This window comes from Bacillus sp. D7-8 (assembly GCF_052055895.1).
Classification (GTDB): domain Bacteria; phylum Bacillota; class Bacilli; order Bacillales; family Bacillaceae; genus Bacillus; species Bacillus velezensis.
Genome location: NZ_CP179922.1, coordinates 37217 through 61071, shown reverse-complemented (window position 1 = coordinate 61071; position 23855 = coordinate 37217). Strand labels below are relative to the sequence as shown.

The window sequence follows — 23855 nt, the reverse complement described above, 5'->3', positions numbered from 1 at the left end:
TTTTCTGCAAGAACAGAAAAACGCTTTGGTCTAGAATCTACACCAAAGCTTCTTATTGAATAAATGTGTTGTGTTCATGGTAGTGCGGATTGCGCTCCAGCGCCTCTTGGCAGTCTTCACAAATTGTAAGAACATGGACATCTCCATTGTCTTTATATGAAATCATATCGTTTCTTTCCTCATTTGTTAAGTGCTGAAATCCAAGTGACTGTGTCGGCACCGTCGAATATTCCAGGCTCCCTACCTTAAAGCCGCAGTGGCGGCAGAAATAATGCAAAGCCATACGTTGGACCTCCTGATGTGAAAAAATCATTTTTCCCTAGTATGGTCTCCCATTATTTATCTTATACATTTGCATTAAATTCGTTCATGACTTCTAAAAATGGTTTCGTTAAGGAAGCTTCGCAGGCTTTTACGGTTTTTGAGACGGCATCATTGATATGCGGCGCTTCTTCCTTCGTAAAAGCTCCCAGTACATAGTCAACGACTTTCATTCCGTTGACGGGGCGGCCGATTCCGATTCTGACCCGGTCAAATTCAGGGGTTCCGAGGTGCTGTATAAGCGATTTAATTCCGTTATGTCCGCCTGCGCTCCCTTTCGTCCGGAGCCTGATTTTCCCCGTCGGAAGATCAAGGTCATCGTATATGACTTTCAGATCTTCATGATCGGCATCATAATAATCCAGTATCGGCCGCAAACATTCCCCTGATAAATTCATATATGTAAGCGGTTTAACAAGTAGAACTTTTTTTCCGGAAACAAACCCCATTCCGTAAAGTCCGTTGAATTTCGTTTTATTCAATTCAATATTCCATTCTTTAGAAAGCTCGTCAATGGCCATAAAGCCGACATTATGTCTCGTGTTCTCGTAGGTTTTTCCCGGGTTACCCAGACCGGCAATCACAAGCATCGTAAATCCTCCCTCAACATCGCTGTAATTCTTCTCATTCTAGCACAAAAGACGTAACCTCGGGCGGGTTACGTCTTAAAGCGCTTATTGATTTTCTCCTTCGGGCTCTTCCCCAGGAGACGGTTCTGCATCTTCTTCGAATGCTTCCTGCTTAGGAGGAAGGATGGAAGCCACGACTTCTTCCGGATCGTTTGTAAATGTATAATTGCCGTCAGCAGTCAGATCTGCGATGGTCAGCACATCATTCATTTCAAGCCCGGAAATATCAACATTGATTGTCTGAGGGATGTCCTTCGGCTTAGCCTTAATCGAAAGCTCATGCAGCGGCTGCTGGATGACGCCTCCGTCTTTGACTCCCTTCGCCTCTCCCGTCAGCTGAATCGGCACCTCGGCCTCCAGCTCCTCACTCATATTCACGACTTGAAAATCGGCGTGCGTCAATTCGTTTTTGAGCGGGTCTGTCTGAAGATCAGTCACCATAACCGATTGCTGATTTCCGTTGACATCAATTGTGATAATCGTGTTTTTTCCTTCGTCCCGCAATGTTTTAAGCAATTCGACACTGTCTAAAGAGACAGGCGTATTCGTTATTTCTTTACCGTATATAATCCCTGGAACATGTCCTGAATGACGGATTTTCCGAAGCGTCGAACGTTTAAAATCTGTTCTTTCATTTGCTTTTAAAGTTGCCATATTCAGCACCATCCTAATTATCGTTTTATCGTCCTATTAGAACAATACCCACAATAACTGGGATTTAAACCTTAAAATTTCGGTTTAGCTGAATAAATAGCTGACAGATTGTTTCTCGTGAACGCGGATAATCGCTTCAGCCAGAAGCGGTCCGACAGAAAGCTGCTTAAAGCGTTCGATTTTTTTCTCATCAGGAAGTTTAATGCTGTTCGTTACGACAAGCTCCTTGATTTTAGAGTTATTGATCCGCTCAACGGCAGGGCCTGACAGTACAGGGTGCGTACAGCATGCATACACTTCTGCAGCTCCGTTTTCAACCAGCGCGTTAGCGGCAAGTGTGATTGTGCCGGCCGTATCAATAATATCATCGATCAGAATCGCTGTTTTACCTTCCACGTTACCGACGATGTTCATCACTTCTACCTCATTCGGTCTAGGACGGCGTTTGTCGATAATCGCGATCGGCGCTTTCAGACGGTCCGCAAGTTTGCGGGCGCGCGTCACACCGCCGTGGTCAGGAGAAACAATAACGATATCTTTCAAGTCTTTACCTTCAAAGTAATGGCCTAAAATCGGAACACCCATTAAGTGGTCAATCGGAATATCAAAGAAACCTTGAATTTGCGGCGCGTGTAAATCAAGCGCGATCACGCGTGTCGCACCCGCTGTTTCAAGCAGGTTTGCAAAAAGTTTTGCCGTAATCGGTTCACGTGATCTTGCTTTTCTGTCCTGGCGCGCATAACCGTAGTACGGAATGACAATGTTGATTGTTTTCGCGGAAGCGCGCTTTAAAGCGTCAACCATAATCAGCAATTCCATGATGTGCTCGTTGACCGGCGCACTTGTAGACTGAATGATATAGCAATCACAGCCGCGAATACTTTCTTCTATGTTGATCTGGACCTCTCCGTCACTGAATCTTGTAACAGAGCACTTTCCTAATTGAACCCCTACATTATCCGCGATTTCTTTTGCAAGTTCTGGATTTGAATTCAAAGAAAAAATCTTTAAATTCTTATCTCCGTATTCGTTAGACATGGTAAACCTCCGATTTTAGGATTATTTTTTATGAATGTTTTTCACATAATCTTCTTTATTTACTTGTCTTGCTCTGGCAATGGCAAGCGCTTCGCCCGGCACATCTTCAGTTACGGTTGAACCCGCAGCGACGTACGCGCCTTCTCCCACTGTAACAGGAGCGACCAGATTGGAGTTGCAGCCAATAAAGGCGCCGTCTTCAATTTTGGTTAAATACTTTTTCTTCCCATCATAATTGACCGTGATGGAGCCGCAGCCCAGATTCACATCCGTGCCCACTTCGGCATCACCGATATAGCTTAAATGAGATGCTTTGCTCCGGTCGCCGAATTGTGTTTTCTTGATTTCAACAAAGTTTCCGATCTTCACTTCATTGCCGATTGCGGAATCGGGTCTGATGTGAGCAAAAGGACCGATATTTACATCATTCCCAACTTTGCTGCGATTGACAACGGATTGTTTAATCACAGTGCGGCTGCCGATTGAGCTGTCCTCTATCTCAGTGTGGGGGCCGATGACACATTCATCGCCGATTTCAGCTTGTCCCTTTAACACAGTTCCGGGATAAATAACTGTATCTTGTCCGATACGTGCGTCAGGTGAGATGTACGTATTCATCGGATCGATTAAAGTGACTCCGTTCTGCATATGCCGTTTGTTAATACGCTCTTTCATATACATTTCAGCCTGAGAAAGAGCGACTCTATCATTCACTCCGAGCGTCTCTTGGAAGTTACCAGTCTGGTAAGCGGCAACAGTTTCGCCTTCGTCTTTGAGGATTTCGATCACATCCGGCAGATAATACTCGCCTTGGGCATTTTCATTCGAAACCTGTTCGATGACACGAAAAAGAGCCTCGTTATCAAAACAGTACGTTCCCGTGTTAATTTCTTTCACAAGACGTTCTTGCTCCGAAGCATCCTTGTGCTCCACGATTTTTTGAACGGCGCCGTCTTCACTGCGGATGATTCTTCCGTATCCGGCGGGATCGTCGGCAACGGCCGTTAACACCGTGGCTTTTGCACCTTTGTCTGTATGTTCATTCAGCATGGCTTCCATCGTCTCCGCCGTCAGAAGCGGTGTATCGCCGCAAATAACGATCGTGACACCCTTTTCTCCGTGAAGAAATGGTTTTGCCTGTTTGACCGCATGAGCCGTACCGAGCTGTTCTGCTTGGAGAGCGTAATCGCTTTTCTGTCCGAGCTGCTTCTTCACATCTTCGGCGCCGTGTCCTACGATGGTGACAAGCTTCGCTAAAGATAATTTCAGAGCTTCGTCTGCGACGTGCTCTACCATAGGCTTTCCGCATACCGGATGAAGGACCTTGTAAAGCTTCGATTTCATTCTCGTTCCTTTTCCGGCAGCTAAAATCACTGCAAACCGCTTATCCATTTAATGGCCTCCAATATCCCTTTTATCCATAGAAAAATATATCCTAAATAGCTGTTGATTTCAAGAAGACATCAAAAAGTGCAAGAATTTTCTATGTAATCGCTTTATTACTGAAAAATCAGATTTAAAAAAGGACTGCCGGAAAAGGCCTTGTGTCAGCCTTTATCAGCAGTCCTTACATTTTGTTATGTTTAAGAAGCCCCGGCTTCTTCATATTCTAATGCTTCAGAATCACCCAAACGATGATACTCATTTAAAACAGCATCCTGGATCTTGCCCCGCGTGCTGGAATTAATAGGATGAGCAATATCGCGGAATTCTCCATCAGGGGTGCGTTTACTCGGCATCGCAACGAAAAGACCATTGTTTCCATCAATCACACGAATATCATGTACAACAAATTCGTGATCCAGCGTGATGGATGCAATCGCTCTCATGCGACCATCGGTATTCACGCGGCGTAATCTTACGTCAGTAACTTCCACAGTAGTTCACCACCTTTTCCCTATATAAAAGCATTAGTCTAACAATTCCACGATTCTTTTTAAATTCCTGCACGTTTCAAAAAGTTTTTTTGAAAATATAGGATATACATACACAATTAGGTGATAAACCATATTTGGGGATCATATACTGCATAAAAAAAGTGATCCCGAATACCGGAACCACTTTTCTGAGATTTAAGATTTCACCAGCGCAATGACTTCAATTTCCACGAGAGCGTCTTTCGGCAGTCTCGCCACTTCCACACAAGACCTTGCCGGCTTATGTACATCAAAGTATTGTCCGTACACTTCATTCACTTCCGCAAACTGCTCCATATCAGCAATAAACACCGTTGCTTTGACAACCGTCTCGAGAGAAGCGCCCGCTTCTTTCAGCACAGCTTTTAAATTGCTGAACACCTGATGCGTTTGTTCTGTGATATCACCGTTTACCATTTCTCCTTCAGCAGTAAGAGGAATCTGGCCTGAGCTGTAAAACATGTTGTTTACGATGATTCCCTGTGAATATGGCCCGATCGCTGCCGGCGCGTGTTTTGTATGGATTGCTTTTGTCATTTTTCTGTCTCCCCATTCTTTAAATGCTGTTCTTTAAAAAATCGCAGAAAATTGCCGTTTTGAATCTCAATCGTTTTGTCTTTCATATTGATGGTTGAAAGCGTGAGCAGTGACATGTATTCATCGACAAGCCGTTCATTCACTCCCTCGGCTTCAACCAAGACGCCTATTCCCGCAACGTTTGCGTTAAACTCATCAAGCAGGCTGATCATGCCGTTAATGGTGCCGCCGGCTTTCATAAAATCGTCAATAATCAAAACGTTCGAACCCGTAGCCAAACTTCTTTTCGCAAGCGACATCGTTTGAATGCGGTTAGACGACCCTGATACATAATTGATGCTCACCGTGGAGCCTTCCGTCACCTTATTGTCTTTTCGCACGATGACAACCGGAACGTTCAGATAACTGGCCGCTGCGTAAGCAAGAGGGATTCCTTTTGTCGCAACGGTCATCACCACATCAATCTCCCGCTCCGCAAAAACGGAAGCAAAAAGCCTGCCTACATGAGAGAGGACAGATGGTTTTCCTAAGATATCCGTTAAATATACATAACCGCCCGGAAGGATACGCTCAGGATTTACTAAAGACTGTCCCAGCTCCTGTATAAAGGCTTCTGCTTCAGCCTGTTTCACTTTCGGAATGTATTTGACGCCTCCGGCAGCTCCCGGCACTGTAAGCAGCGTCCCAATGCCTTGCTGTTCAAAGGTCTGTTTAATAATCGTTAAATCTTCACTGATTGATGACTTTGCTGATTGATACCGTTCTGAGAAAAACGTTAACGGTATTAATTCATGCGGATGGGTTAACAAATAATTTGTTAAGTCCACCAATCTGCCGCTGCGACGAAACTTCATGAACTTACCCCCAAAATCCGAATAATTTAAAAATAATATAACTTAACATACGGATTTAATCAAGAGCATTCTGTTCGCCGATCATCCGCACCGCGTACACTTGATCACAGAAACCTCTTAACCCGTTATAAATCCGCTGCACCTTCGATTCGTATTGAACCAAACCGAATACAGTCGGTCCGCTTCCGCTCATTAACACCGCATCAGCGCCGAAGCGTTTCATTTGATTTTTAATCATCGCCACCTCGGGATGGAGGCTGAGCGTAACTGACTCCAATACGTTTCCTAATTGTCCGCATACCTTTTGGAAGCTTTTTTCTTCAATCGCGTCAATCATCGCCTGCACATCAGGATGCCGAACCTGCTGTAAGTTCAGCCGGCGGTACACTTCGGCAGTTGATACCCCGATCGTCGGTTTGGCAAGCACGACCCAGCAATGAGGCGGAGCACTGATGTGCCTGATCTTCTCACCGCGTCCGGTTGCCAGGGCAGTGCCTCCGTATACACAGAAGGACACGTCTGAACCGATTTCAGCTCCAAGCTCCGCGAGCTCTTCGACAGAAAGCTTTAAATCCCAAAGCCTGTTCAGCCCTCTGAGCGTGGCTGCCGCATCGCTGCTTCCGCCGGCAAGCCCTGCCGCTACAGGGATCACTTTTGTAATCATAATGGAAACGCCTTTTTTGACTTGAAATCGTTCTTTAAGCAGTTTGGCTGCCTGATAAGCCAGATTCCTTTGATCATCCGGAACAAAGCGATTATGCGACGCCACTCTGATAACGTTTTCGGGCAGTTCTGTCAGTTCAATCCGATCTGCCAAATCAATTGTCGTCATGATCATCTCCACTTCGTGATAACCATCCGGGCGTTTACTTGTCACATCGAGGGACAGATTGATTTTGGCCGGCGCTTTTTCTAAAATACGCATAGCTTTCACCTACTTCTCCATCTAAACATAAGTATGAACATTGTATCACATTTGGAGACCCGGAGGTACTTATCCGAAATTGACGCCGGTTTTGACAGCCGATAGAAAAAACCGGGGAACGGATTGTCCCCCGGGCCACTGCATTATCGGTTATTTTGGTTCTGAGCCGCCATCTGCTGTTCGGCAATCTCAATCGCGCGTTTTACCATATTCCCGGCGTCACGCGCCCGAATGCCTCCCCAGCCCTCGTTTTTCACCGTATCGTAAAAACCAAGGTCCTTCGCCAGCTCATATTTGAACTCATCTGACATAACTCCACGACGTCTGCCCAAACGAAACAACCCCTTTTATAGAATTGATCACCATTCGTGCACGCCACGATAAAACATGTGACACTTATAGCTTCCGTTTAATCGGCTGAAACTTTCGAGGGAATAATTAGAAGAGCTTTAGAAGGCAAAACAAAAAGCAGTAAACAAAAGGTTCACTGCCCATTAAAATGCTACTGAGCTTGCCGCATCGTCATTGAATGTCAATTCAACAGTCTCAGTCAGAATATCAGCATAACTGTATGAAACTCTTTCAAACGAATTCTCGTCTTGATCTAGTTGTATCACAAAAACAGAAGGGTACGTCTCAGCTAAAATGCCCGAACGCTCAATCGTTTTTCGGCGGCCGCCGTTTGCTTTTAACGTAAGCCGTTTACCTAAATTCCCATCAAGCGATCTTTTTATATCGGACAACGTCTTCGCCATTGCATCCACCTCACTACATTTATTGTACAACAAGAGCCCAATTTTGTCAAATAAAATTTAAATTATATCAACGTTAATAAGTCATTGTCAACAAAATTATTTTGACAAAATTCTATTGATTTCTGCGTTATTTTTCACAAGTTCCGGAAATTTATGTATCAATTTGTAAAATAATTAACCCGCATAGCGAAATATATGCGGGTTTTATCACTCATCCATTTGATTTATACGGCATACCGACACGCAGCACACCCTTCGTTTCAATTCCTCCCAGCCCTTTCTCTCTCGTCAGCGTATTTCTCAGGACATCCCATACATTGATCCGCTCCATAAACGGGGTGAAGCTGATTTTCGCGACAATATATACCGGGTCAAGCGCGTGGATATTGACGCGTGACGGCGAACTTGCGAAATTCGCGCCCGCTCTGATTAAAGACTCGAAATGAGATTGGCACGCCCCCGCGAATATGACCAGCTGATCCAAATGAGGTACTTTACGCCTCGCTCTTTGAACGGTTTCGACAAAGTGTTTGGAATGCCTGTAGGCGCTTAAATCGTTCACGCCTCCCTTATGCTTGGAATATGCATCATGGCCGGTGATGACTAAAATATCCGGCCTGTATTTATCAAGCAGCTCGTCAATTGATGCCGGCATTTTTTTCTCATGGCAATGAATTCCGTATACCGGCACACCGATTTTTTCATAAAAGTTCAGGCACTTTTTCAAATAGGCCTCATCGCCGTCCAGATGCAATACCTTTCCGGGCATATGAAAGTAGTGCTCCTGATGCTGATATTGATTTGTCGCATAATATTCCTGTTTTTCCCGAAGCAGCTTATAATCCTGGCGGAGCAGCTCGAGAGATTCATTCATCCTGCTTTCATCTCTTTTCTTTCTCATGGCCTGTTCGTCTTTTCTGACAGGCTCCAAATCAGAAAAATCAGCATCCGCAATCAATCTGACTTCGTCACCATGCAGGATGGCAATTGAATTTCCGTTGCTTGTTTGCTCTATACCGATAATGCGAAATAAAACATCCATTTGATAGGATTTCCTGGCTACCATATCTCCTATTTGAAATTGCACGTTACCCACTCCACAAATAGACTAAGCCTCATCATGAAAGAAGTCTTGGCAAATACACCTCTTTCCGCTGCGGCGCTTGATGTTTCAAGCTTTTCTTGCAGTTGAATGAATAAGGTTCTCCTCTAGCCTATGTAGCGGCAGTCCAAGTGGTGACGCAAAACAAAAAGCCCTCTTAGAAAAGGGCTTTATGCAATCCGTTGGACAGGAGCGCGAATTCTTCTATGGACAGGGATTCACCGCGCCGCTTTCCGTCAATATTCGTTTCTTGAAGAACTTCTTCAATTTGAGCTTTTTTCTCTTTTCCGCCCGGAAGATTGTTCACAAGGTTGTTAAGCAAGGTTTTCCGGCGCTGTGCGAAGCTTGCTTTAATCAGCTGGAAGAAAAACGGTTCATTATCGACGTCAACCGCCGGGCCGTCACGAAGCAAGAGACGGATGACGGCAGAATCGACATTAGGCTGAGGCACAAACACCGTTTTCGGGACGGTCATGACGGTTTTGGCCTCCGTATAGAACTGAACCGCAATGGAAAGCGATCCGTACTCCTTAGAGGAAGGATCAGCGGCCATCCGCTCAGCGACCTCTTTTTGCAGCATCACGACAATTCCTTTTAACGGAAGATGTTCTTCCAAAAGCTTCATGATGATCGGCGTCGTCACATAATATGGGAGATTCGCCGTCACCATAATTTCATCACAATCCTGAAACTGCTCTTCAATGACAGATTTAACGTCTGCTTTCAGCACATCTTGATGAATGATCGTTACATTGTCATATGGAGACAGCGTATCATTGAGAATGGGCAGCAGGCGCTGATCAATTTCAAACGCGACGACCTTTTTCGCCCGTTTGGCAAGCTGCTCTGTCAGCGCGCCGATTCCGGGCCCGATTTCAATGACTCCGGTCCGATCCGTAATTTCCGCATGGTCCACAATTCTGTCCAATATATTTGTATCAATTAAGAAATTCTGTCCCAGACTCTTTTTAAAAGAGAAACCGTACTTTTTCAGAATTTCCTTCGTTCTGATAGGTGTCGCGATATCTTTATTGTTCATCCTGTTCCTCCTGCCTCATAGCATCGAGCGCATCAATAAAATCACTTCTTTTGATTTGAAACATTTGCAGCCGTTTTTGAAGCTGCTTGCCGTTTGTATAGCCGATCTTCAGCAGGTCGCCCAATCGTTCGCGGCGTCTTTTGGCAGCCGGTCCGCCGATCAGACCGGCCTGTATGACATCTTCAGCTGAAATCTCACTCGGCTTTGCCTCCATCTCTTCATGCACATTTTCCAGACATGCTCTGATGCTTTCAATGGATGCGTGCTCAACGCCAATGCCGCGCTTGTTTTTCGGTTTGGCAAGATGTTTGGGCAGAAATGCGTGTTTACAGCCGGGTACTGCTTCAGAAATGGTTTTCCGGATCTTTTCCCCCGGAAAATCCGGGTCCGTCAGCACGATGACCCCTCTCGTTTCCTGCGCCAGCCGAATCTGTCTGATGACTTCATCTCCGATTGCGGAACCGTTTGTCTCGATCGTATCCGCATCAACGGCAAGTTTTATGCGCGCAGTGTCATCGCGTCCCTCGACTACAATAATTTCTTTAATTTTCATTACTTCCTCCAAAAAAACTTTTTATATCCAAAACGAAACCTTTGCTTACATGTCACGTCTAATATACTGAAAATACACTTTACCTATTATAACGAAAAAAACAGAGGGCGCAAAACCCTCTGAGTGAATCGGAATTAATTTAAGATTTTTATTTTGACCTGTTTCTTTCCCCAGCGGTAAGCCGAAGATTTTTCAGGGAAAAAGACATCAATCCGTCTTCCTTTAATGGCTGAGCCTGTATCAGCGGCCACGGCATCCCCGTATCCGTCTACGTGGACTCTTGTGCCGAGCGGAATGACGCTTGGGTCTACCGCAATGACTTTAGCATTCGGATTGCTTGTCAGGTTAACGCCTGTAGCCGTATGGCCGGAACAGCCGCTGCAGCTTGCGGTATAAGCCGTGGAAGACACGGTAATCACTTTACCGGAAGATCCGGTTTCGCCCGAAGATGCCTTCACAGGTGCACTGAGCTGCTCAATCTTGGGACTGTGCCGCTTTGTGCCGACCGCAATGATCTGATCTTTGCTTTTTTCAGATGTTTCTTCTTTAACAAGCTTTCTTGAAACTTCTTTTCCATTTTCTTTGACAACATGAAAATGCTTTTTAAGTTTGCCTTCTTTTCCTTTTTGAACGATCTTTTCTTTCCCGCTGTCGAGAGACGCATCTTCTTTTTCTTTCACTTGATACGCTATTTTTTCCTCAACTACATCGGTGACTTTTTCGATACGAGTGATTTGTATGCCGGCCTGATTTTTTGTGAGCTTTTCGTGTAATGCCGGTTTTACTTTATCTTCGTCTTTCATGTCCATCTTATGCTGCGTTAAAAAGTCAGCGACCGTAGTCGAAGTCGTCCATATTTTCTTTTTCTTTCCCGCATCATTTACAGTGACCTGAAAAGCCGGGTCGACCGTGACTTTCATGCCGTTTGTCACTTTCGTATCTGCTGCTGGATCTATTTTATCGTGCTGATTCACAGGTGTATGCTGTTCGTTCAGAAATGCGCCGACTGTTTTTGCCGTTGACCATAAAGTCTTTTCTTCTCCGCCTCTTGTCACACGGATCTGCTTTGCAGCTTCATACACGACATTCATGTTGTCTGCCAATGCTGTCTGCTTAGACGGGGTAATCCGGTCTTCATTTCTCGTCTCTATATGTAAATCTTCCAGAAGTTCCCCAACCGTTTTTGCATGAGTGCGTATTTGCTTTTTCTTGCCGTTGATAGAAACAGAAACTGATTGTTTTGAGAGCTCATGTGCCCCGTATGCAGTCCCGGTTCCGCCCAGCAGAATAATAGCTGCAATAAGAATAACCTTGCTTTTACCAAGCTTTACGGAAAACAGTTTTTTCATTTTTTGTGTGATGAAAAACGCCTCCTTCTCCTCGGAGAGATTATATAGAGTATCTAAAATGCTGTCAACCCTCCCATCTCGAAGATGAAAAACCTTCAGCGTATCCCTCATTATGCAAAAACAAAGCAAAAAAAGGAAGAGAGACATATCGACAACCTATCTTATGAGGAGAAGGAAGCTTGTAGAACCGTTTTACATATCCACTGAATCGGACAAGCCTTTACACGTTACGACAGCGCATTCTGTCAGTTCATGCAGAAAAGTCTTTTTGCGTTTTCGGTTGTAATTGAGGCAATTTCTTCATATGTCAGCCCTTTTAATTCAGCGAGCTGTTCAGCAACATATTTTACATAGCTTGGCTCATTTCGTTTGCCGCGGAAAGGATGCGGTGTCAGGAAAGGGCAGTCCGTTTCAATCAGCAAACGGTCATTCGGAATTTCCTTTGCTACTTCTTTTGGTTTCTTCGCATTTTTGAAGGTAACCGGTCCGCCGAATGAAATATAAAAATTCATATCCATACACTGCCGCGCAACCTCCGCGCTCCCTGTAAAGCAGTGCATAATACCGCCGACTTCTTCCGCTCCCTCTTCTTTCAAAATCGTGACAACATCTTCCGTTGCATCACGATTATGAATGATAATTGGAAGGTTCACTTCTTTGGCGAGAGCGATTTGTTTCCGGAATACTTCTTTCTGAACGTCTTTTGGTGATTTATCCCAGTGGTAATCAAGGCCCATCTCTCCGATTGCCACGACTTTTTCGTGAGAGGACAGTTCCTTAATCCATGATAAATCTTCCTCTGTCATGTCAATTGCGTCTACCGGATGCCAGCCGATCGCAGCGTATATAAAGTCATATTCCTCAATCAGCTCCATCGCACGCGTGATAGTGGGTTTGTCGAAGCCGACAACGACGATTCGTTCAACTTCTTCAGCCTTTGCACGCGCAATGACTTCCTCTAAGTCTGTGTCAAATTGCTCGGCATTTAAGTGCGCATGTGTATCAAAAAGCATCATAAAAACTCCTTTCTTGTTGAAAAACAAAAGGTGTTCGACGGAATGTTACACGTGAAACACCTTTTGCATCTATTATTTAATTCGAGTGCCTTTCGGTAATGACTGGTCGACAGCTACAACTTTAAGTACGCCGTCCGATTCTCCTGCCAGTATCATTCCTTGAGAAAGCTCGCCTCTCAGTTTTACCGGTTTTAGATTCGTTACACAAATGATCTTCATTCCCACAAGCTGATCCGGTGTGTAATGCTTCGCGATACCTGATACAACTTGGCGCTGTTCAAAGCCCAGATCAATTTGCAATTTCAGCAGCCGATCTGCTTTTTTCACCGGCTCTGCGGACAAGACTTCTGCGACGCGAAGTTCTGTATCCATAAATTGATCAAACGTAATTTCAGGAAGACGCTCTGCTTCTTGCGGCTCTTCCGCCTTTTCTTCTTTAGCAGGAGCAGTTCCTTGCATTTTTTGCTTGATGTAAGCTACTTCCTCTTCAGCTTCAAGACGAGGGAAAAGCGGTTCCCCTTTTTTCACTTTCGCGTTCTTCAATTGGCCGAATGTCTGAATGCTGTCCCATGCTTTAAGAGACTGATCCTCAACTCCGAGCTGGGCAAACATTTTTTCAGGCGTTTGTGTCAAGAAAGGCTGGAGCAATACGGCTGAGATACGTAAAGATTCAGCTAAATGATACATGACAGAACGTAATTCTTTTTCTTTTTCCTGATCTTTAGCAAGCACCCACGGAGCAGTTTCATCAATATACTTGTTCGTACGGCTGATTAATTGCCATAGCGTTGATAAAGCGACTGAAAACTCCATGTTTTCCATTGCCTTTTCATAAGCTTTAACCGTTTCACCGGCTACAGAAGAAAGCTCTGAATCAAAATCGGTCACATTTCCTTCATATGAACCAATCTCGCCGTCAAAATATTTTTGGATCATTGCGACTGTACGATTCAGAAGGTTTCCTAAGTCGTTCGCCAAGTCATAATTAATCCGTTCTACGAAACCTTCCGGCGTAAAGACACCGTCTGAACCGAACGGTACTTCGCGAAGCAGGTAATAGCGAAGTTCATCCAAGCCGTAGCGTTCAATTAACGTTACCGGATCAACAACATTTCCTTTTGATTTCGACATTTTTCCGTCTTTCATCAATAACCAGCCATGCGCGAAGACTTGCTTAGGCAGCGGGAGATCAAGCGCCATCAGCATAATCGGCCAGTAAATGGTATGAAAACGGACAATTTCTTTACCGACAAGATGGACGTCAGCCGGCCAGTACTTTTTGTAAAGCTCATCATTTTCCGTATCGTAACCGAGCGCTGTTATATAGTTGAACAGTGCGTCAATCCATACATACACGACATGCTTCGGATTTCCCGGCACTTTTACGCCCCAGTCGAACGTCGTTCTGGAAACGGCCAAATCTTCAAGCCCCGGTTTAATGAAGTTGTTAATCATTTCATTTTTGCGTGATTCAGGCTGGATGAAAGAAGGATTTTCCTCATAAAACTTCAGCAGGCGGTCTGCGTATTTGCTCATGCGGAAGAAGTATGACTCCTCTTTGATTAATTCGACCGGATGGCCGCTGTCCGGGCTTTTTCCGCCGACAACCTCACCCTTCTCATTTCTTTCCACATCCACCAGCTGTGTTTCCGTATAGAATGTTTCATCAGGGATGCTGTACCAGCCCTCATACTCATCCAGGTAAATGTCACCATTATCAAGAAGTTTTTGAAACACTTTCTCGATAATTTCTTTGTGCCGGCTTTCCGTCGTCCGGATGAAATCATCGTGAGAAATGTCGAGCTGCTTCCATAGTTTTTGGATTTCAGCAACTGCACGATCTACATAAGCTTGAGGCGTGATATTCTCTTCCTCCGCTTTCTGCTGGATTTTCTGTCCGTGCTCATCCGTTCCGGTTAAGTAGCGTACGTCAAATCCTTTTAATCTTTTGTAACGCGCCATCGCATCGCCGGCCACGGTAGTATAAGCATGGCCGATATGTAATTTTCCGCTCGGATAATATATCGGGGTTGTAATATAAAAAGTATTATTGTCTTGCGGCATGTTGCAACCTCCCATTCAGAATGTCGAAAAGCTCACGCCCAAAGGACGAGAGCGGTTTTATTTGATATACAATATTGATATTTGTCCTCTATCTATGATACCATCTTAGCCTTTAAGATCAAGGATATATACGTACTGCGCGTAAAAGAGTAAATAAAATTAAAAATTTTTATTGAAATTAAAAAAAGTCTTAACATGTCGAAATTTGTCGTATATAATCTACTAATATAAAACATCTTGGTTCGAAAGTCTTGATTTAAAAGGATTTTCAGTAGGATAATAGGTTCGAAAAAGCAGTCAAAAAGCCTGTTATTTCAGGATTTCCAAGGCTTTACTTACTATAAGAACTAATTCTTACAATCAATAGTAAACAAAAAGATTGACGATTATTGGAAACCTTGTTATGCTAGGAATGTAAGGAATTTTGTCGAATAATGACGAAGAAAAATATAAACTACAAAATAATTATCTCTCGGGAGGAGACTGTTAATGAAATCTACTGGTATCGTACGTAAAGTTGATGAACTTGGACGCGTCGTTATCCCTATCGAACTTCGCCGTACACTGGGCATCGCAGAAAAAGACGCTCTTGAAATTTATGTTGATGATGAAAAAATCATCCTTAAAAAATATAAACCAAACATGACTTGCCAAGTAACTGGTGAAGTTTCTGATGATAACCTTAAACTTGCCGGCGGCAAATTGGTACTCAGCAAAGAAGGCGCTGAGCAAATCATCTCTGAAATTCAAAACCAGCTTCAAAACCAAAAATAAGCTATTTCATACAAAAACCGTTCTTGTTACGATACAAGAACGGTTTTTTTTATGATTGAATGTGATAAGCATCATAAATCTCGCGTTTCGGAACGCCCCGATCTACCGCTGTTTGTTTTATGGCCTGTTTGGAAGATGCTCCTTCGTTTATGTAATGCTCCACATGCTCTTTCTCAGAAAGCTCCGTCCACCAAGGCTTTTCCTCTTCATCCGGTTCAGCGGTTTGATTTCCTTCGACGACGAGACAGAACTCACCGCGGATTTGATCTTCATTTGCCCATTCCATCACCTCGGCGATGGTTCCTCTGATGAATTCCTCGTACTTTTTCGTTAATTCTCTCGTGACGGCGATGGTTCGATTACCCAAAACGTCATGCATTGCTGTTAATGTTTCTTTTAATCTGTGCGGCGCTTCGTAAAATATCATCGTTTCCTGCCGTTTTTTCAGGATTTCAAGTTCTTTCTTCTTTTCTTTTTTCTGTCTGTTTAAAAATCCGTAGAAGAAAAACGGCTGCGGGGTGATGCCTGATGCGGTCAGCGCGGTTAATGCCGCATTAGCACCCGGGAGCGGAACGACATATCCGCCGATTTGGGTGAAATCTCTCACAATCTCAGCCCCCGGGTCGGAAATTGTCGGCATGCCGGCATCACTGACCAATGCCACATTCTTTCCGCTTTTCAGCCATTCAATGATTTTATGGCCGCTGCTTTCTTTATTATGTTCATGATAGCTGATGAGAGATGTTTCTATGTCATAAACATGGCACAGCTTTTTCGTCTGTCTCGTATCTTCTGCAGCTATGACATCGGCCGATTTCAGCGTCTCTACTGCACGAAAGGTCATGTCCTCCAAATTGCCGATCGGTGTAGGAACAAGGTACAGAGTTCCCATTTCAGATTTTCCGTTAAAACTCATCTGGCGTCTTAACATATACAGCCTCCTTGCTGCGTCGTTTTTCTTCTATATATTGCTCTTTTTTCTTTCGGGTCAGCTGTTTAAAACGGTATTCCGCCTGCATCGCTTCCCGTTTTGTTTCAAATGATTCCGCATGGCATAACGAAACCGGCCTCCGCGCCCTTGTGTACTTCGCGCCCTTTCCCTCATTGTGGGTTTTCAGCCGTTTTTGCAGATCATTTGTATAACCGGCATACAGACTGTTGTCATTGCACAGCAGCACATAAAAGAAATGACTATTTGTCTCCATATAAAATCGTGCGGATCTCTTTCGTATATTCATTTTGTTCATTGTATACGAACAGCGGGGGAAGAATTTTGAGATCAGGGCGGCCGCCTTTAATTCCTTCAACCAAAATGGTATTCGCTTCTTTACCTTGTTTCGGATAAATAAACTGAACCCGTTTCGGTTCTATTCGGTACGCTTTCATTAATTCAAAGATTTCCAAAAGCCTCCCCGGCCGATGAACGAGAGCCGCTTTTCCGCCTTGCTTCAGCAGTTTGCTGCTGACGGAAATCACATCTTCAAGCGTGCAAAGGATTTCGTGCCTTGCGATTCTGAGATGCTCGTTCAGGTTCTGCTCCGCCTCTTTCGGTGTTTTAAAATAAGGCGGATTGCAGGTGACAACATCATATTTATTATGTCCGAGTCTTTCCGGCATATTTTTCAGATCATCATGAATGAGACTGATCTGACCGCCCAGCCCGTTGTATTCCACGCTTCGGAGCGCCATATCATACAAGCGTTCCTGAATTTCAACCCCGGTGATATCGGCTTTTGACCTTGTGCTGAGCAAAAGCGGCACAATGCCGTTCCCCGTGCATAAATCAACGATGTTTCCCTTTTGAATCGGAACGTATGCAAACTTAGACAGCAGCACGGCATCTAATGAAAAAGCGAAAACCGTCGGACTCTGTACTATTTTCATATCCTCTGCTAATAAGTAATCCAATCTTTCATCATCACGTAATGAAACCATAATCTTATTCCTTTCGGCACTCTTTGAAAAAGGCTTCCGACATCAGCGGAAGCCTTTTCCTTATTTTTTATTTAAGAAGGACAGACAAAAAAGGCAATCTCCCTTGCGGACGCTCCCATAATGGACGTTGCAAATATGAAAGCCTTCTTGATACAGCCGGGCCAGATTGTCGTACCCTTCTCCTATATCACTCTGCTCTGCCTTCTGTGTTTTTGTTTCTTTCTGATCGGCTTTGAATTTCTCAATTTGCTCTGTCGTATCATCAAGCCGCTTACGCAAATGCTTATTTTCAAGCTGAAGATGGTGATTCTCTTCAATCATTTCGCCGATATGCTGCTTTAAGTCACCCAGCTGACGGTACAGCGAACCGATTTGTTCCTCCAGGTTTATGACAGTATCAAATAACTCTTTTTTATCCAAGGTTCCACACCTCGTTAATCTGTGGTTTGTGCGGATACGACGCCCTCTTCCAAGAGCTCTTCCCAAGTATATTCTATCACTTTTTCACGATTCTTCAGTTCCACCTGAAGCACCCGTTCCAGAATATTAAGACCGACAACCTTTGCGGGGCCGTTTGCCGTCGTAATCATTTCGCCTAAATCCGGCAGCTGTTCTTTTGCCGTCTCATACTCATCATTTTCGTACTTCAAACAGCACATCAAACGGCCGCACAGACCGGAAATCTTCGTTGGGTTCAACGATAAATTTTGATCCTTCGCCATTTTGATGGACACCGGTTCAAAATCACCGAGGAACGTGGAGCAGCAAAGCATTCTCCCGCATGGTCCGATACCGCCGAGCATTTTCGCCTCGTCCCTCACCCCGATTTGGCGCAATTCGATTCTCGTTTTAAAGATAGAAGCCAAGTCTTTGACCAATTCCCTGAAATCAACCCGTCCGTCTGCTGTAAAGTAAAAAATGACTTTATTGCGGTCAAATGTAAACTCAACATCAACCAGCTTCATATCTAAGCCGTGGTCAGCCACTTTTTTCTGACAGACTTCAAAAGCGGACAGGGCCTCCTGTTTGTTTTCTTCTACAATGAGAAGATCGCGTTCATCAGCAACGCGTATGACCTTTCGAAGCGGAAGCACAACATCATGCTCGTCCACTTGTTTATTTGCGATGACAACCTGCCCGTATTCGACACCTCTTACGGTTTCAACAATGACGCAGCTGTCTTGTTCTATATCAAATCCGTTCGGATCAAAATAATAAATTTTCCCCGCTTTTTTAAAGCGGACGCCTATTACGTTGTACAAGCTTATCCCTCCTGCAACGTTAACACCAAGTGCTCCATTAATCCCTGCACATTCACATTGGAATGAAGCCGTTTTTTTGCTTCTAAAACAGCGAGAATTTGGTTCGTAACGCTTTGTTGTGTAAATTGCAGCGCATGCTGTTTTATTGATTGGAATAAGTCTTGATAAATCAGTTTATCTTCATTTCCAATTTGGATGGATAATACATCACGGTATATCAATAAGAGCATATCAAGACCCATTTCTTGATGGGTTTTTTCTTTGAAAAAGGGCACCCACTGATCCTGAATGAAGAAAAAGGCATGCCCTTTCCGCTGATGTAAGACTTCATACAATTTTATCACTTTCGCTCTGGACTCTGCAAACTCATCATTTCGACTTAATTCGACTGCTTCCGCAATATTATTTGTCATATTTGCTAAGAGCCGGGCCATGTGAGGGCTCACTTCCTGTTCAATCAGTCTTTCTTCTATGGCTTTCGGCTGAAGCGGCTGGAACGGAAGAACCTGACATCTCGAAACGATGGTATCCAGTATTCGGTGGAGCTGCTCAGTAATAAGAATTGCGATGGTATCTTGACTCGGCTCCTCTAAAAATTTCAGCAGACTGTTTGCCGCATTTGTCGTCATTTGATCCGCATGGGATATAATGTACAGCTTTTTATGCGATTCAAGTCCTGTTTTAGAAAACTCTTCCTGAAGCGATTGGATCTGAGCCTTTTTAATGGATAATCCGTCGGGCTGAACCACATGCAGGTCGGGATGGTTTCCGGATTCAATACGCTTACAGTTCCGGCACTCCCCGCAAGGCTCAGTCCCGTCTTCAAGGCAAAAAAAGCTTTTTGCGAGAAGCAGTGCGGCATCCAATTTACCCGTACCTTTTTTGCCTTCAAACAGATATGCGTGAGAAAGCCTTTTCTTTTCAATGCTGTTATGCAAAAGCCGCATCACTCTGGGCTGCTGCCCGGTCATTTCCTTCCATGATATTGCCATTGTATCACTCTCTATGTGTAAAGGTTAATCAATAAACCTTTTATTTCTCCGATTCGATCCAGCAAATCAATTGCCGGTTTTTCCTGATCTAACATTTCTTCCGTCAGCTGAAGCAGTTTTTGATCTATTTCTTTCACAAGCCCCAGAGTCCGGCTGCTGCCGTACAGGTCAAAGCTTTTCTCCGTCTCATGCGATAATCCGCTGTCTACGGCCTCTTTTACAAAACGTTTTACCAATCCTTTGAATTTCGCTAAGTCTTTGAAGTTTCTCGACTTCGTCAGCCTTTTCCCGAACGTTTCTATATCCGTTAAGAACCTGCTCAGCTGATCAAATTTCAGCTTGCTGCTTTGGCTGTCCATTGAACTTTTAAATGTTCCGGAAAGCTCTGCCGCTTTATAAGCAGGCTGCTGCTTTTTCTCAATAAATGTACGTAAGTCAGAATTTATTTTCACGTCGTCAAATCCTTAAAATTGATGAAATTCATCGACCGGGAGGACAAAGACCGTCGCTCCGCCGACTTCCACTTCGACGGGATATGGAACGTAGGAATCCGCATTCCCGCCCATCGGGGATACCGGGGCAATCATCTGATCACGTTTACAGCCATTCTCTTTAATGAGGCTGAGCGCTTTATCGACACGGATATCTTCCACCCCGATCATAAACGTCGTATTGCCTGATTTAAGGAATCCGCCTGTTGTCGCAAGCTTCGTCACCCTGAAGTTGTGGTCGGTTAATACTTTCAAAAGCCTGTTGCTGTCCTGATCCTGCACCACTGCCACTATTAGTTTCATTCTCTAGGCCCCCTTTAGGTTGGAAAGAACATTGTCGTTACATTCATTATAGCAACTTATGAGAAACAGGTCACAACTGAATTTTTTTCAATGCTTCATTTATCACTTGAAGTGCGTCCTGAATGACGAGTTCCTTCTTTTTCGATGCGTCGATTGTATGGAATCTTTCCGGAAAACGCTGCATGACCTTTTGGTATCCTTCCCGTACTTTCGTGTGAAAGTGCAGGGCCTCAAGATCGAGACGATTCTTCTCTCTTGAATCATTCGACGTAATCCGTTTCAACCCTTCTTCCGGCTCAATAGAAAAATAGATGGTGACATCAGGCATCGTATCGCCGATTGCAAACTGGTTGATAGAAAGGACTTCATCAATGCCGAGCCCTCTCGCATAGCCTTGATAAGCCAGCGAACTGTCGATGAAACGATCGCACAGCACAATGCGCCCTTCTTTCAATGCAGGCTGCACCTTTTCGGCTAAATGCTGTCTTCTCGCCGCGGCGTAAAGCAGCGCCTCCGTTTTTGCATCCATCAGTGTATTGTTTTTATTTAAGATCACTTCTCTGATCTGTTCTGCAATGTCGATGCCGCCCGGTTCTCTTGTCGCTGTCACCGGGAGCCCCTCTGCCGACAGAATCTCTTTCATTTCCTGAAGCACAGTCGTTTTCCCTGCACCTTCAGGACCTTCAAATGTTATAAATAAACCGCTCATGATTTCTCCTCTTCTATATAGACAAGTAATTGTTCCCCGTTTAACAAGCCTTGAATATGCGTGTCCATGCCGATTAAACGGGAAAGCTTTTGTACGATCTCTTCTGTTATCCGTTCTCCGTCCATGATCAGCGGAATTCCCGGCGGATAAGGAATAATGTTCCCCGCATGCAAGCGCCCGGCAGCCTTATTTATATCTGCAGGCTTTTTTTTAAACTTCCGCATCTCATTTTGCGGGTATTCAAGTGTCGATATGGACGGAAATGTCCATCTCACGGCATCCGGCAATTTATCGGGCGGTGTATTCTCCAGTTTCTGCTGTATGTTTCTTACGGTTGCCTGTTCTATCATCCGCCGGCCGCCTATCGGCAGTACGAGCAATACTTGGTACTCGTCAGCCAGCTCGGCAACAATGTCTTCACTCTCCAAAATGCGTTGTAATGAATAGCCGGAATGTCCGAGCTTTGACCGAAGAATTAATTTTAACGGGTCCGCCCGCAGCCCATATCCGGAAGGCTCGATTATTTCAATAGAAGAAATTGATGCGAAACTTCGTTTGATTTTCTCAATGTGCTCCATATGAACGGGAAGTGTCCCTTTTTCAGCAATATCCTGCACATAAGCGCGCGCCGTATCTAAAGATGCCATAATCGGGTATGACGGGCTGCTGCTTTGCAAACTGCTTACATAATAAGTTAATCGATCTCTGTCAATTCTGGTGCTGTTCAAATGAAAGTAAGACCCCATCGTCATAGCCGGAAGCGTTTTGTGAGCCGATTGAACAACGGCGTCTGCCCCCATAGCCAATGATGAAGGCGGGAAAGGCTGGCCTAACACAAAGTGAGCCCCATGAGCCTCATCCACCAGTACAGGAACGCCGTATGAATGGGCTTTGTTAACTGCCGCGGTCAAATCGGCGGCGTGTCCGTAGTAAGTCGGATTGGTCAGAACAAGTCCTTTCGCGTTCGGATATGACGCCAGCGCTTTTTCGATGACTGAAAGGGATACATGTGCCGGCACATGCATGTTTTCATCGATTTCCGGCGCCAAATAAACCGGCTTGGCTCCGGCCAATGCCGCCGCATGGAAAACAGACTTGTGACAATTACGCTGGATCAGAATGGGTTCACCCGGTTCACAAACAGCTAAAATCATCGCCAGATTGCCGGCGGTCGTTCCATTGACGAGAAAGAAACTTTCCTGAGAGCCGTAAAATCTGCTCACCAAATCCTGCGCTTCCTTAATGACCCCCGTCGGGTGATGCAAGTCATCAAGACCCGTGATCTCAGTCATATCAATAGATAAAAGAGATTGATATACAGATTTGGCTTCATCAAAAAAGACATCTCCATTGTGATGTCCCGGAACATGAAAAGAATACGTATTTCGGTGCGCATGCTTCATCAGCGCTGTATATAAAGGTGTCTCCATTTTTAAACAAATCCTTTGCCTGTCTTTCTTATTATATCGTGCCTGCGAGCCAACTTAAAGCTAAGACTTTTTGCCATCTAGCCGTTATCCCGGCCGGACCTCATATCAAGCAGCTTCTTTTTTAAATCGCCTTCCATGATAACAAGCTCCTCCTCGGCACGCCTGCGTTTCATTCTGCCTTCTTCTTGAATAGACATGATTTCTTCAAGTGTGCTGACTAAGCTTTCCTGCACTTTTTTGAGGGTTTCCGCTTCAACAAGTCCGCGCTCATTGGCTTTCGCAGTCTCGACTGTACTTGTTTTCAGAAGTTCAGCGTTTTTCAGCAGCAATTGATTTGTCGTATCCGCCGCCTTCTGCTGCACATCTGCCGCACTCCGCTGCCTCATAAGCGTCAGCGCGATGGCGACTTGATTCTTCCATAAAGGAATAGCCGTAACAATGGAGGACTGAATTTTCTCTGCCAGTGCCTGATTCGTGTTTTGAATCAGGCGGATTTGCGGCGCACTCTGAAGCGTAATCTGCCTGCTCAGCAGCAGATCATGCACCCTCTTATCCAGACGGTCGGCAAACTGGCGAAGATCATTCACTTCCTGCGCGGCCATTTGATTGTGTTCTTGTAATTCGGCTTTTCTTGCCGCTTCGGGTATCAGCTTTGTTTTCAGCTCATCTAATTTTAATTCCCCCGCTGCTATATACATAGTTAAATCAGTAAAGTACTGTTTATTTTGGGCGTACAGCTGATCTAACAATTTATTGTCACTCAACAGCACATTTTTAGAATGTTCCAGCCTTCTGCTGATACGGTCAATCTGCACACTTGTCTTTTGATATTTCGAAAGCACTTCCTGCACAGAACCGGACACCCTTTTAAACAGCCGGGCGAAAAACCCTTTGTTCTTCATCTGCAGATCATCAGGGTTGACCTGGTCAAGCTTCATCATCAGATCAGCCAATATTTGTCCCATCTCTCCTGCATCTTTTCTTTGCACGTGCTCTATCATCGTGTGGGAAAATTCCAGAAGATTCGCCTGCGCCTGTGAACCAAACAGAACAATGCTTTGCATGTTCTCAGGGTCCAGTTTTTCAGCGAGCTGAAGTGCCGCTTCTCTTTTTTCTTCAGACAGCGTATCTGCAAGCTTTAGAGGGGTCTGGTCATTTTGGGCGCCCATGCTGTCGTCGGAACGGTCTTTGGCCATTTCCTTCTTCC

Annotated in this window: 29 protein-coding genes; 1 reads left to right on the top strand and 28 read right to left on the bottom strand. The window is 44.6% G+C overall.

Features of this window, described 5'->3' with window-relative positions:
* Positions 1–52 precede the first annotated feature (52 nt).
* From ACKTRM_RS00335 to metG, 17 genes are all read right to left on the bottom strand, one after another.
* On the bottom strand, positions 53–283 hold the full coding sequence (locus ACKTRM_RS00335) for an anti-sigma-F factor Fin family protein (RefSeq protein WP_004264650.1): 231 nt from the start codon (positions 281–283) through the stop codon (positions 53–55).
* A 61-nt stretch (positions 284–344) separates the two neighbouring features.
* A complete protein-coding gene (pth, locus tag ACKTRM_RS00330) occupies positions 345–911 on the bottom strand; it encodes an aminoacyl-tRNA hydrolase (protein ID WP_011996174.1) in 567 nt (188 codons plus the stop codon).
* An 84-nt stretch (positions 912–995) separates the two neighbouring features.
* Positions 996–1604 (bottom strand): 50S ribosomal protein L25/general stress protein Ctc, encoded by a 609-nt coding sequence (locus ACKTRM_RS00325; protein ID WP_011996173.1) that lies wholly within the window; start codon positions 1602–1604, stop codon positions 996–998.
* An 84-nt stretch (positions 1605–1688) separates the two neighbouring features.
* Entirely contained in the window at positions 1689–2642 is a 954-nt protein-coding gene (locus ACKTRM_RS00320; protein WP_007409928.1) for a ribose-phosphate diphosphokinase, read from the bottom strand.
* 21 nt (positions 2643–2663) lie between these two features.
* The gene (gene glmU, locus ACKTRM_RS00315; RefSeq protein WP_004264658.1) at positions 2664–4034 is read right to left on the bottom strand and encodes a bifunctional UDP-N-acetylglucosamine diphosphorylase/glucosamine-1-phosphate N-acetyltransferase GlmU; all 1371 of its coding nucleotides are present in this window, start codon (positions 4032–4034) and stop codon (positions 2664–2666) included.
* Between the two features lie 191 nt (positions 4035–4225).
* The gene (gene spoVG / locus ACKTRM_RS00310; RefSeq protein WP_004264660.1) at positions 4226–4519 is read right to left on the bottom strand and encodes a septation regulator SpoVG; all 294 of its coding nucleotides are present in this window, start codon (positions 4517–4519) and stop codon (positions 4226–4228) included.
* Between the two features lie 195 nt (positions 4520–4714).
* Positions 4715–5095, bottom strand: a complete 381-nt coding sequence (gene ridA, locus ACKTRM_RS00305) for a 2-iminobutanoate/2-iminopropanoate deaminase (RefSeq protein ID WP_004264663.1) — start codon at positions 5093–5095, stop codon at positions 4715–4717.
* Positions 5092–5949 carry a pur operon repressor gene (gene purR, locus ACKTRM_RS00300; protein WP_004264666.1) on the bottom strand — a complete coding sequence of 286 codons (858 nt, stop codon included), beginning with the start codon at positions 5947–5949 and terminating at the stop codon, positions 5092–5094. The genes ridA and purR overlap by 4 nt, the downstream gene beginning before the upstream one ends.
* A 55-nt stretch (positions 5950–6004) precedes the next feature.
* Complete coding sequence (gene ispE / locus ACKTRM_RS00295; protein WP_007409927.1) at positions 6005–6874, bottom strand: 4-(cytidine 5'-diphospho)-2-C-methyl-D-erythritol kinase; 870 nt, start codon at positions 6872–6874, stop codon at positions 6005–6007.
* A gap of 143 nt (positions 6875–7017) precedes the next feature.
* Entirely contained in the window at positions 7018–7206 is a 189-nt protein-coding gene (locus tag ACKTRM_RS00290; RefSeq protein ID WP_011996172.1) for a small, acid-soluble spore protein, alpha/beta type, read from the bottom strand.
* Positions 7207–7368: 162 nt separating this feature from the next.
* The gene (veg, locus tag ACKTRM_RS00285; protein WP_003218330.1) at positions 7369–7629 is read right to left on the bottom strand and encodes a biofilm formation stimulator Veg; all 261 of its coding nucleotides are present in this window, start codon (positions 7627–7629) and stop codon (positions 7369–7371) included.
* A gap of 211 nt (positions 7630–7840) precedes the next feature.
* On the bottom strand, positions 7841–8716 hold the full coding sequence (gene yabG / locus ACKTRM_RS00280) for a sporulation peptidase YabG (RefSeq protein ID WP_004264691.1): 876 nt from the start codon (positions 8714–8716) through the stop codon (positions 7841–7843).
* Between the two features lie 172 nt (positions 8717–8888).
* The gene (rsmA, locus tag ACKTRM_RS00275; RefSeq protein WP_004264694.1) at positions 8889–9770 is read right to left on the bottom strand and encodes a 16S rRNA (adenine(1518)-N(6)/adenine(1519)-N(6))-dimethyltransferase RsmA; all 882 of its coding nucleotides are present in this window, start codon (positions 9768–9770) and stop codon (positions 8889–8891) included.
* Positions 9760–10323, bottom strand: coding sequence for a ribonuclease M5 (gene rnmV / locus ACKTRM_RS00270; protein WP_004264696.1), 564 nt, complete (start codon positions 10321–10323; stop codon positions 9760–9762). Before rnmV ends, rsmA begins: the two co-directional genes overlap by 11 nt.
* A 134-nt stretch (positions 10324–10457) precedes the next feature.
* Positions 10458–11783, bottom strand: a complete 1326-nt coding sequence (locus ACKTRM_RS00265) for a G5 and 3D domain-containing protein (protein ID WP_023356663.1) — start codon at positions 11781–11783, stop codon at positions 10458–10460.
* 134 nt (positions 11784–11917) lie between these two features.
* Positions 11918–12685 (bottom strand): TatD family hydrolase, encoded by a 768-nt coding sequence (locus tag ACKTRM_RS00260; RefSeq protein WP_041482169.1) that lies wholly within the window; start codon positions 12683–12685, stop codon positions 11918–11920.
* A gap of 75 nt (positions 12686–12760) precedes the next feature.
* Entirely contained in the window at positions 12761–14752 is a 1992-nt protein-coding gene (metG, locus tag ACKTRM_RS00255) for a methionine--tRNA ligase (RefSeq protein WP_011996169.1), read from the bottom strand.
* Positions 14753–15235: 483 nt separating this feature from the next.
* Here metG and abrB point away from each other — a divergent pair, with 483 nt between their 5' ends.
* Positions 15236–15526, top strand: coding sequence for a transition state genes transcriptional regulator AbrB (abrB, locus tag ACKTRM_RS00250; RefSeq protein ID WP_169510469.1), 291 nt, complete (start codon positions 15236–15238; stop codon positions 15524–15526).
* Positions 15527–15575: 49 nt separating this feature from the next.
* Here the strand turns inward: abrB and rsmI are convergent, their stop codons facing one another.
* The 11 genes from rsmI to ACKTRM_RS00195 all read right to left on the bottom strand — a co-directional run bounded on the left by rsmI (position 15576) and on the right by ACKTRM_RS00195 (position 23844).
* Positions 15576–16457, bottom strand: a complete 882-nt coding sequence (gene rsmI, locus ACKTRM_RS00245; protein ID WP_011996168.1) for a 16S rRNA (cytidine(1402)-2'-O)-methyltransferase — start codon at positions 16455–16457, stop codon at positions 15576–15578.
* Entirely contained in the window at positions 16432–16731 is a 300-nt protein-coding gene (locus tag ACKTRM_RS00240) for a GIY-YIG nuclease family protein (protein ID WP_007409921.1), read from the bottom strand. Before ACKTRM_RS00240 ends, rsmI begins: the two co-directional genes overlap by 26 nt.
* Positions 16718–17461: a tRNA1(Val) (adenine(37)-N6)-methyltransferase gene (locus ACKTRM_RS00235; RefSeq protein ID WP_004264717.1), complete on the bottom strand. Its 744-nt coding sequence runs from the start codon at positions 17459–17461 to the stop codon at positions 16718–16720. The genes ACKTRM_RS00240 and ACKTRM_RS00235 overlap by 14 nt, the downstream gene beginning before the upstream one ends.
* Before the next feature lie 60 nt (positions 17462–17521).
* The gene (gene yabA, locus ACKTRM_RS00230) at positions 17522–17881 is read right to left on the bottom strand and encodes a replication initiation-control protein YabA (protein WP_004264720.1); all 360 of its coding nucleotides are present in this window, start codon (positions 17879–17881) and stop codon (positions 17522–17524) included.
* A gap of 14 nt (positions 17882–17895) precedes the next feature.
* The gene (gene ricT, locus ACKTRM_RS00225) at positions 17896–18723 is read right to left on the bottom strand and encodes a competence/sporulation regulator complex protein RicT (RefSeq protein WP_004264723.1); all 828 of its coding nucleotides are present in this window, start codon (positions 18721–18723) and stop codon (positions 17896–17898) included.
* Between the two features lie 2 nt (positions 18724–18725).
* A complete protein-coding gene (gene holB / locus ACKTRM_RS00220; protein WP_007409919.1) occupies positions 18726–19715 on the bottom strand; it encodes a DNA polymerase III subunit delta' in 990 nt (329 codons plus the stop codon).
* 11 nt (positions 19716–19726) lie between these two features.
* A complete protein-coding gene (locus ACKTRM_RS00215) occupies positions 19727–20167 on the bottom strand; it encodes a YaaR family protein (RefSeq protein WP_011996167.1) in 441 nt (146 codons plus the stop codon).
* Positions 20168–20179: 12 nt separating this feature from the next.
* Positions 20180–20509, bottom strand: coding sequence for a cyclic di-AMP receptor DarA (gene darA / locus ACKTRM_RS00210; RefSeq protein WP_004264734.1), 330 nt, complete (start codon positions 20507–20509; stop codon positions 20180–20182).
* Between the two features lie 70 nt (positions 20510–20579).
* Entirely contained in the window at positions 20580–21218 is a 639-nt protein-coding gene (tmk, locus tag ACKTRM_RS00205) for a dTMP kinase (protein WP_007615155.1), read from the bottom strand.
* A complete protein-coding gene (locus ACKTRM_RS00200; RefSeq protein ID WP_011996166.1) occupies positions 21215–22648 on the bottom strand; it encodes an aminotransferase class I/II-fold pyridoxal phosphate-dependent enzyme in 1434 nt (477 codons plus the stop codon). Before ACKTRM_RS00200 ends, tmk begins: the two co-directional genes overlap by 4 nt.
* Before the next feature lie 77 nt (positions 22649–22725).
* On the bottom strand, positions 22726–23844 hold the full coding sequence (locus ACKTRM_RS00195; RefSeq protein WP_011996165.1) for a toxic anion resistance protein: 1119 nt from the start codon (positions 23842–23844) through the stop codon (positions 22726–22728).
* Positions 23845–23855: the final 11 nt, after the last annotated feature.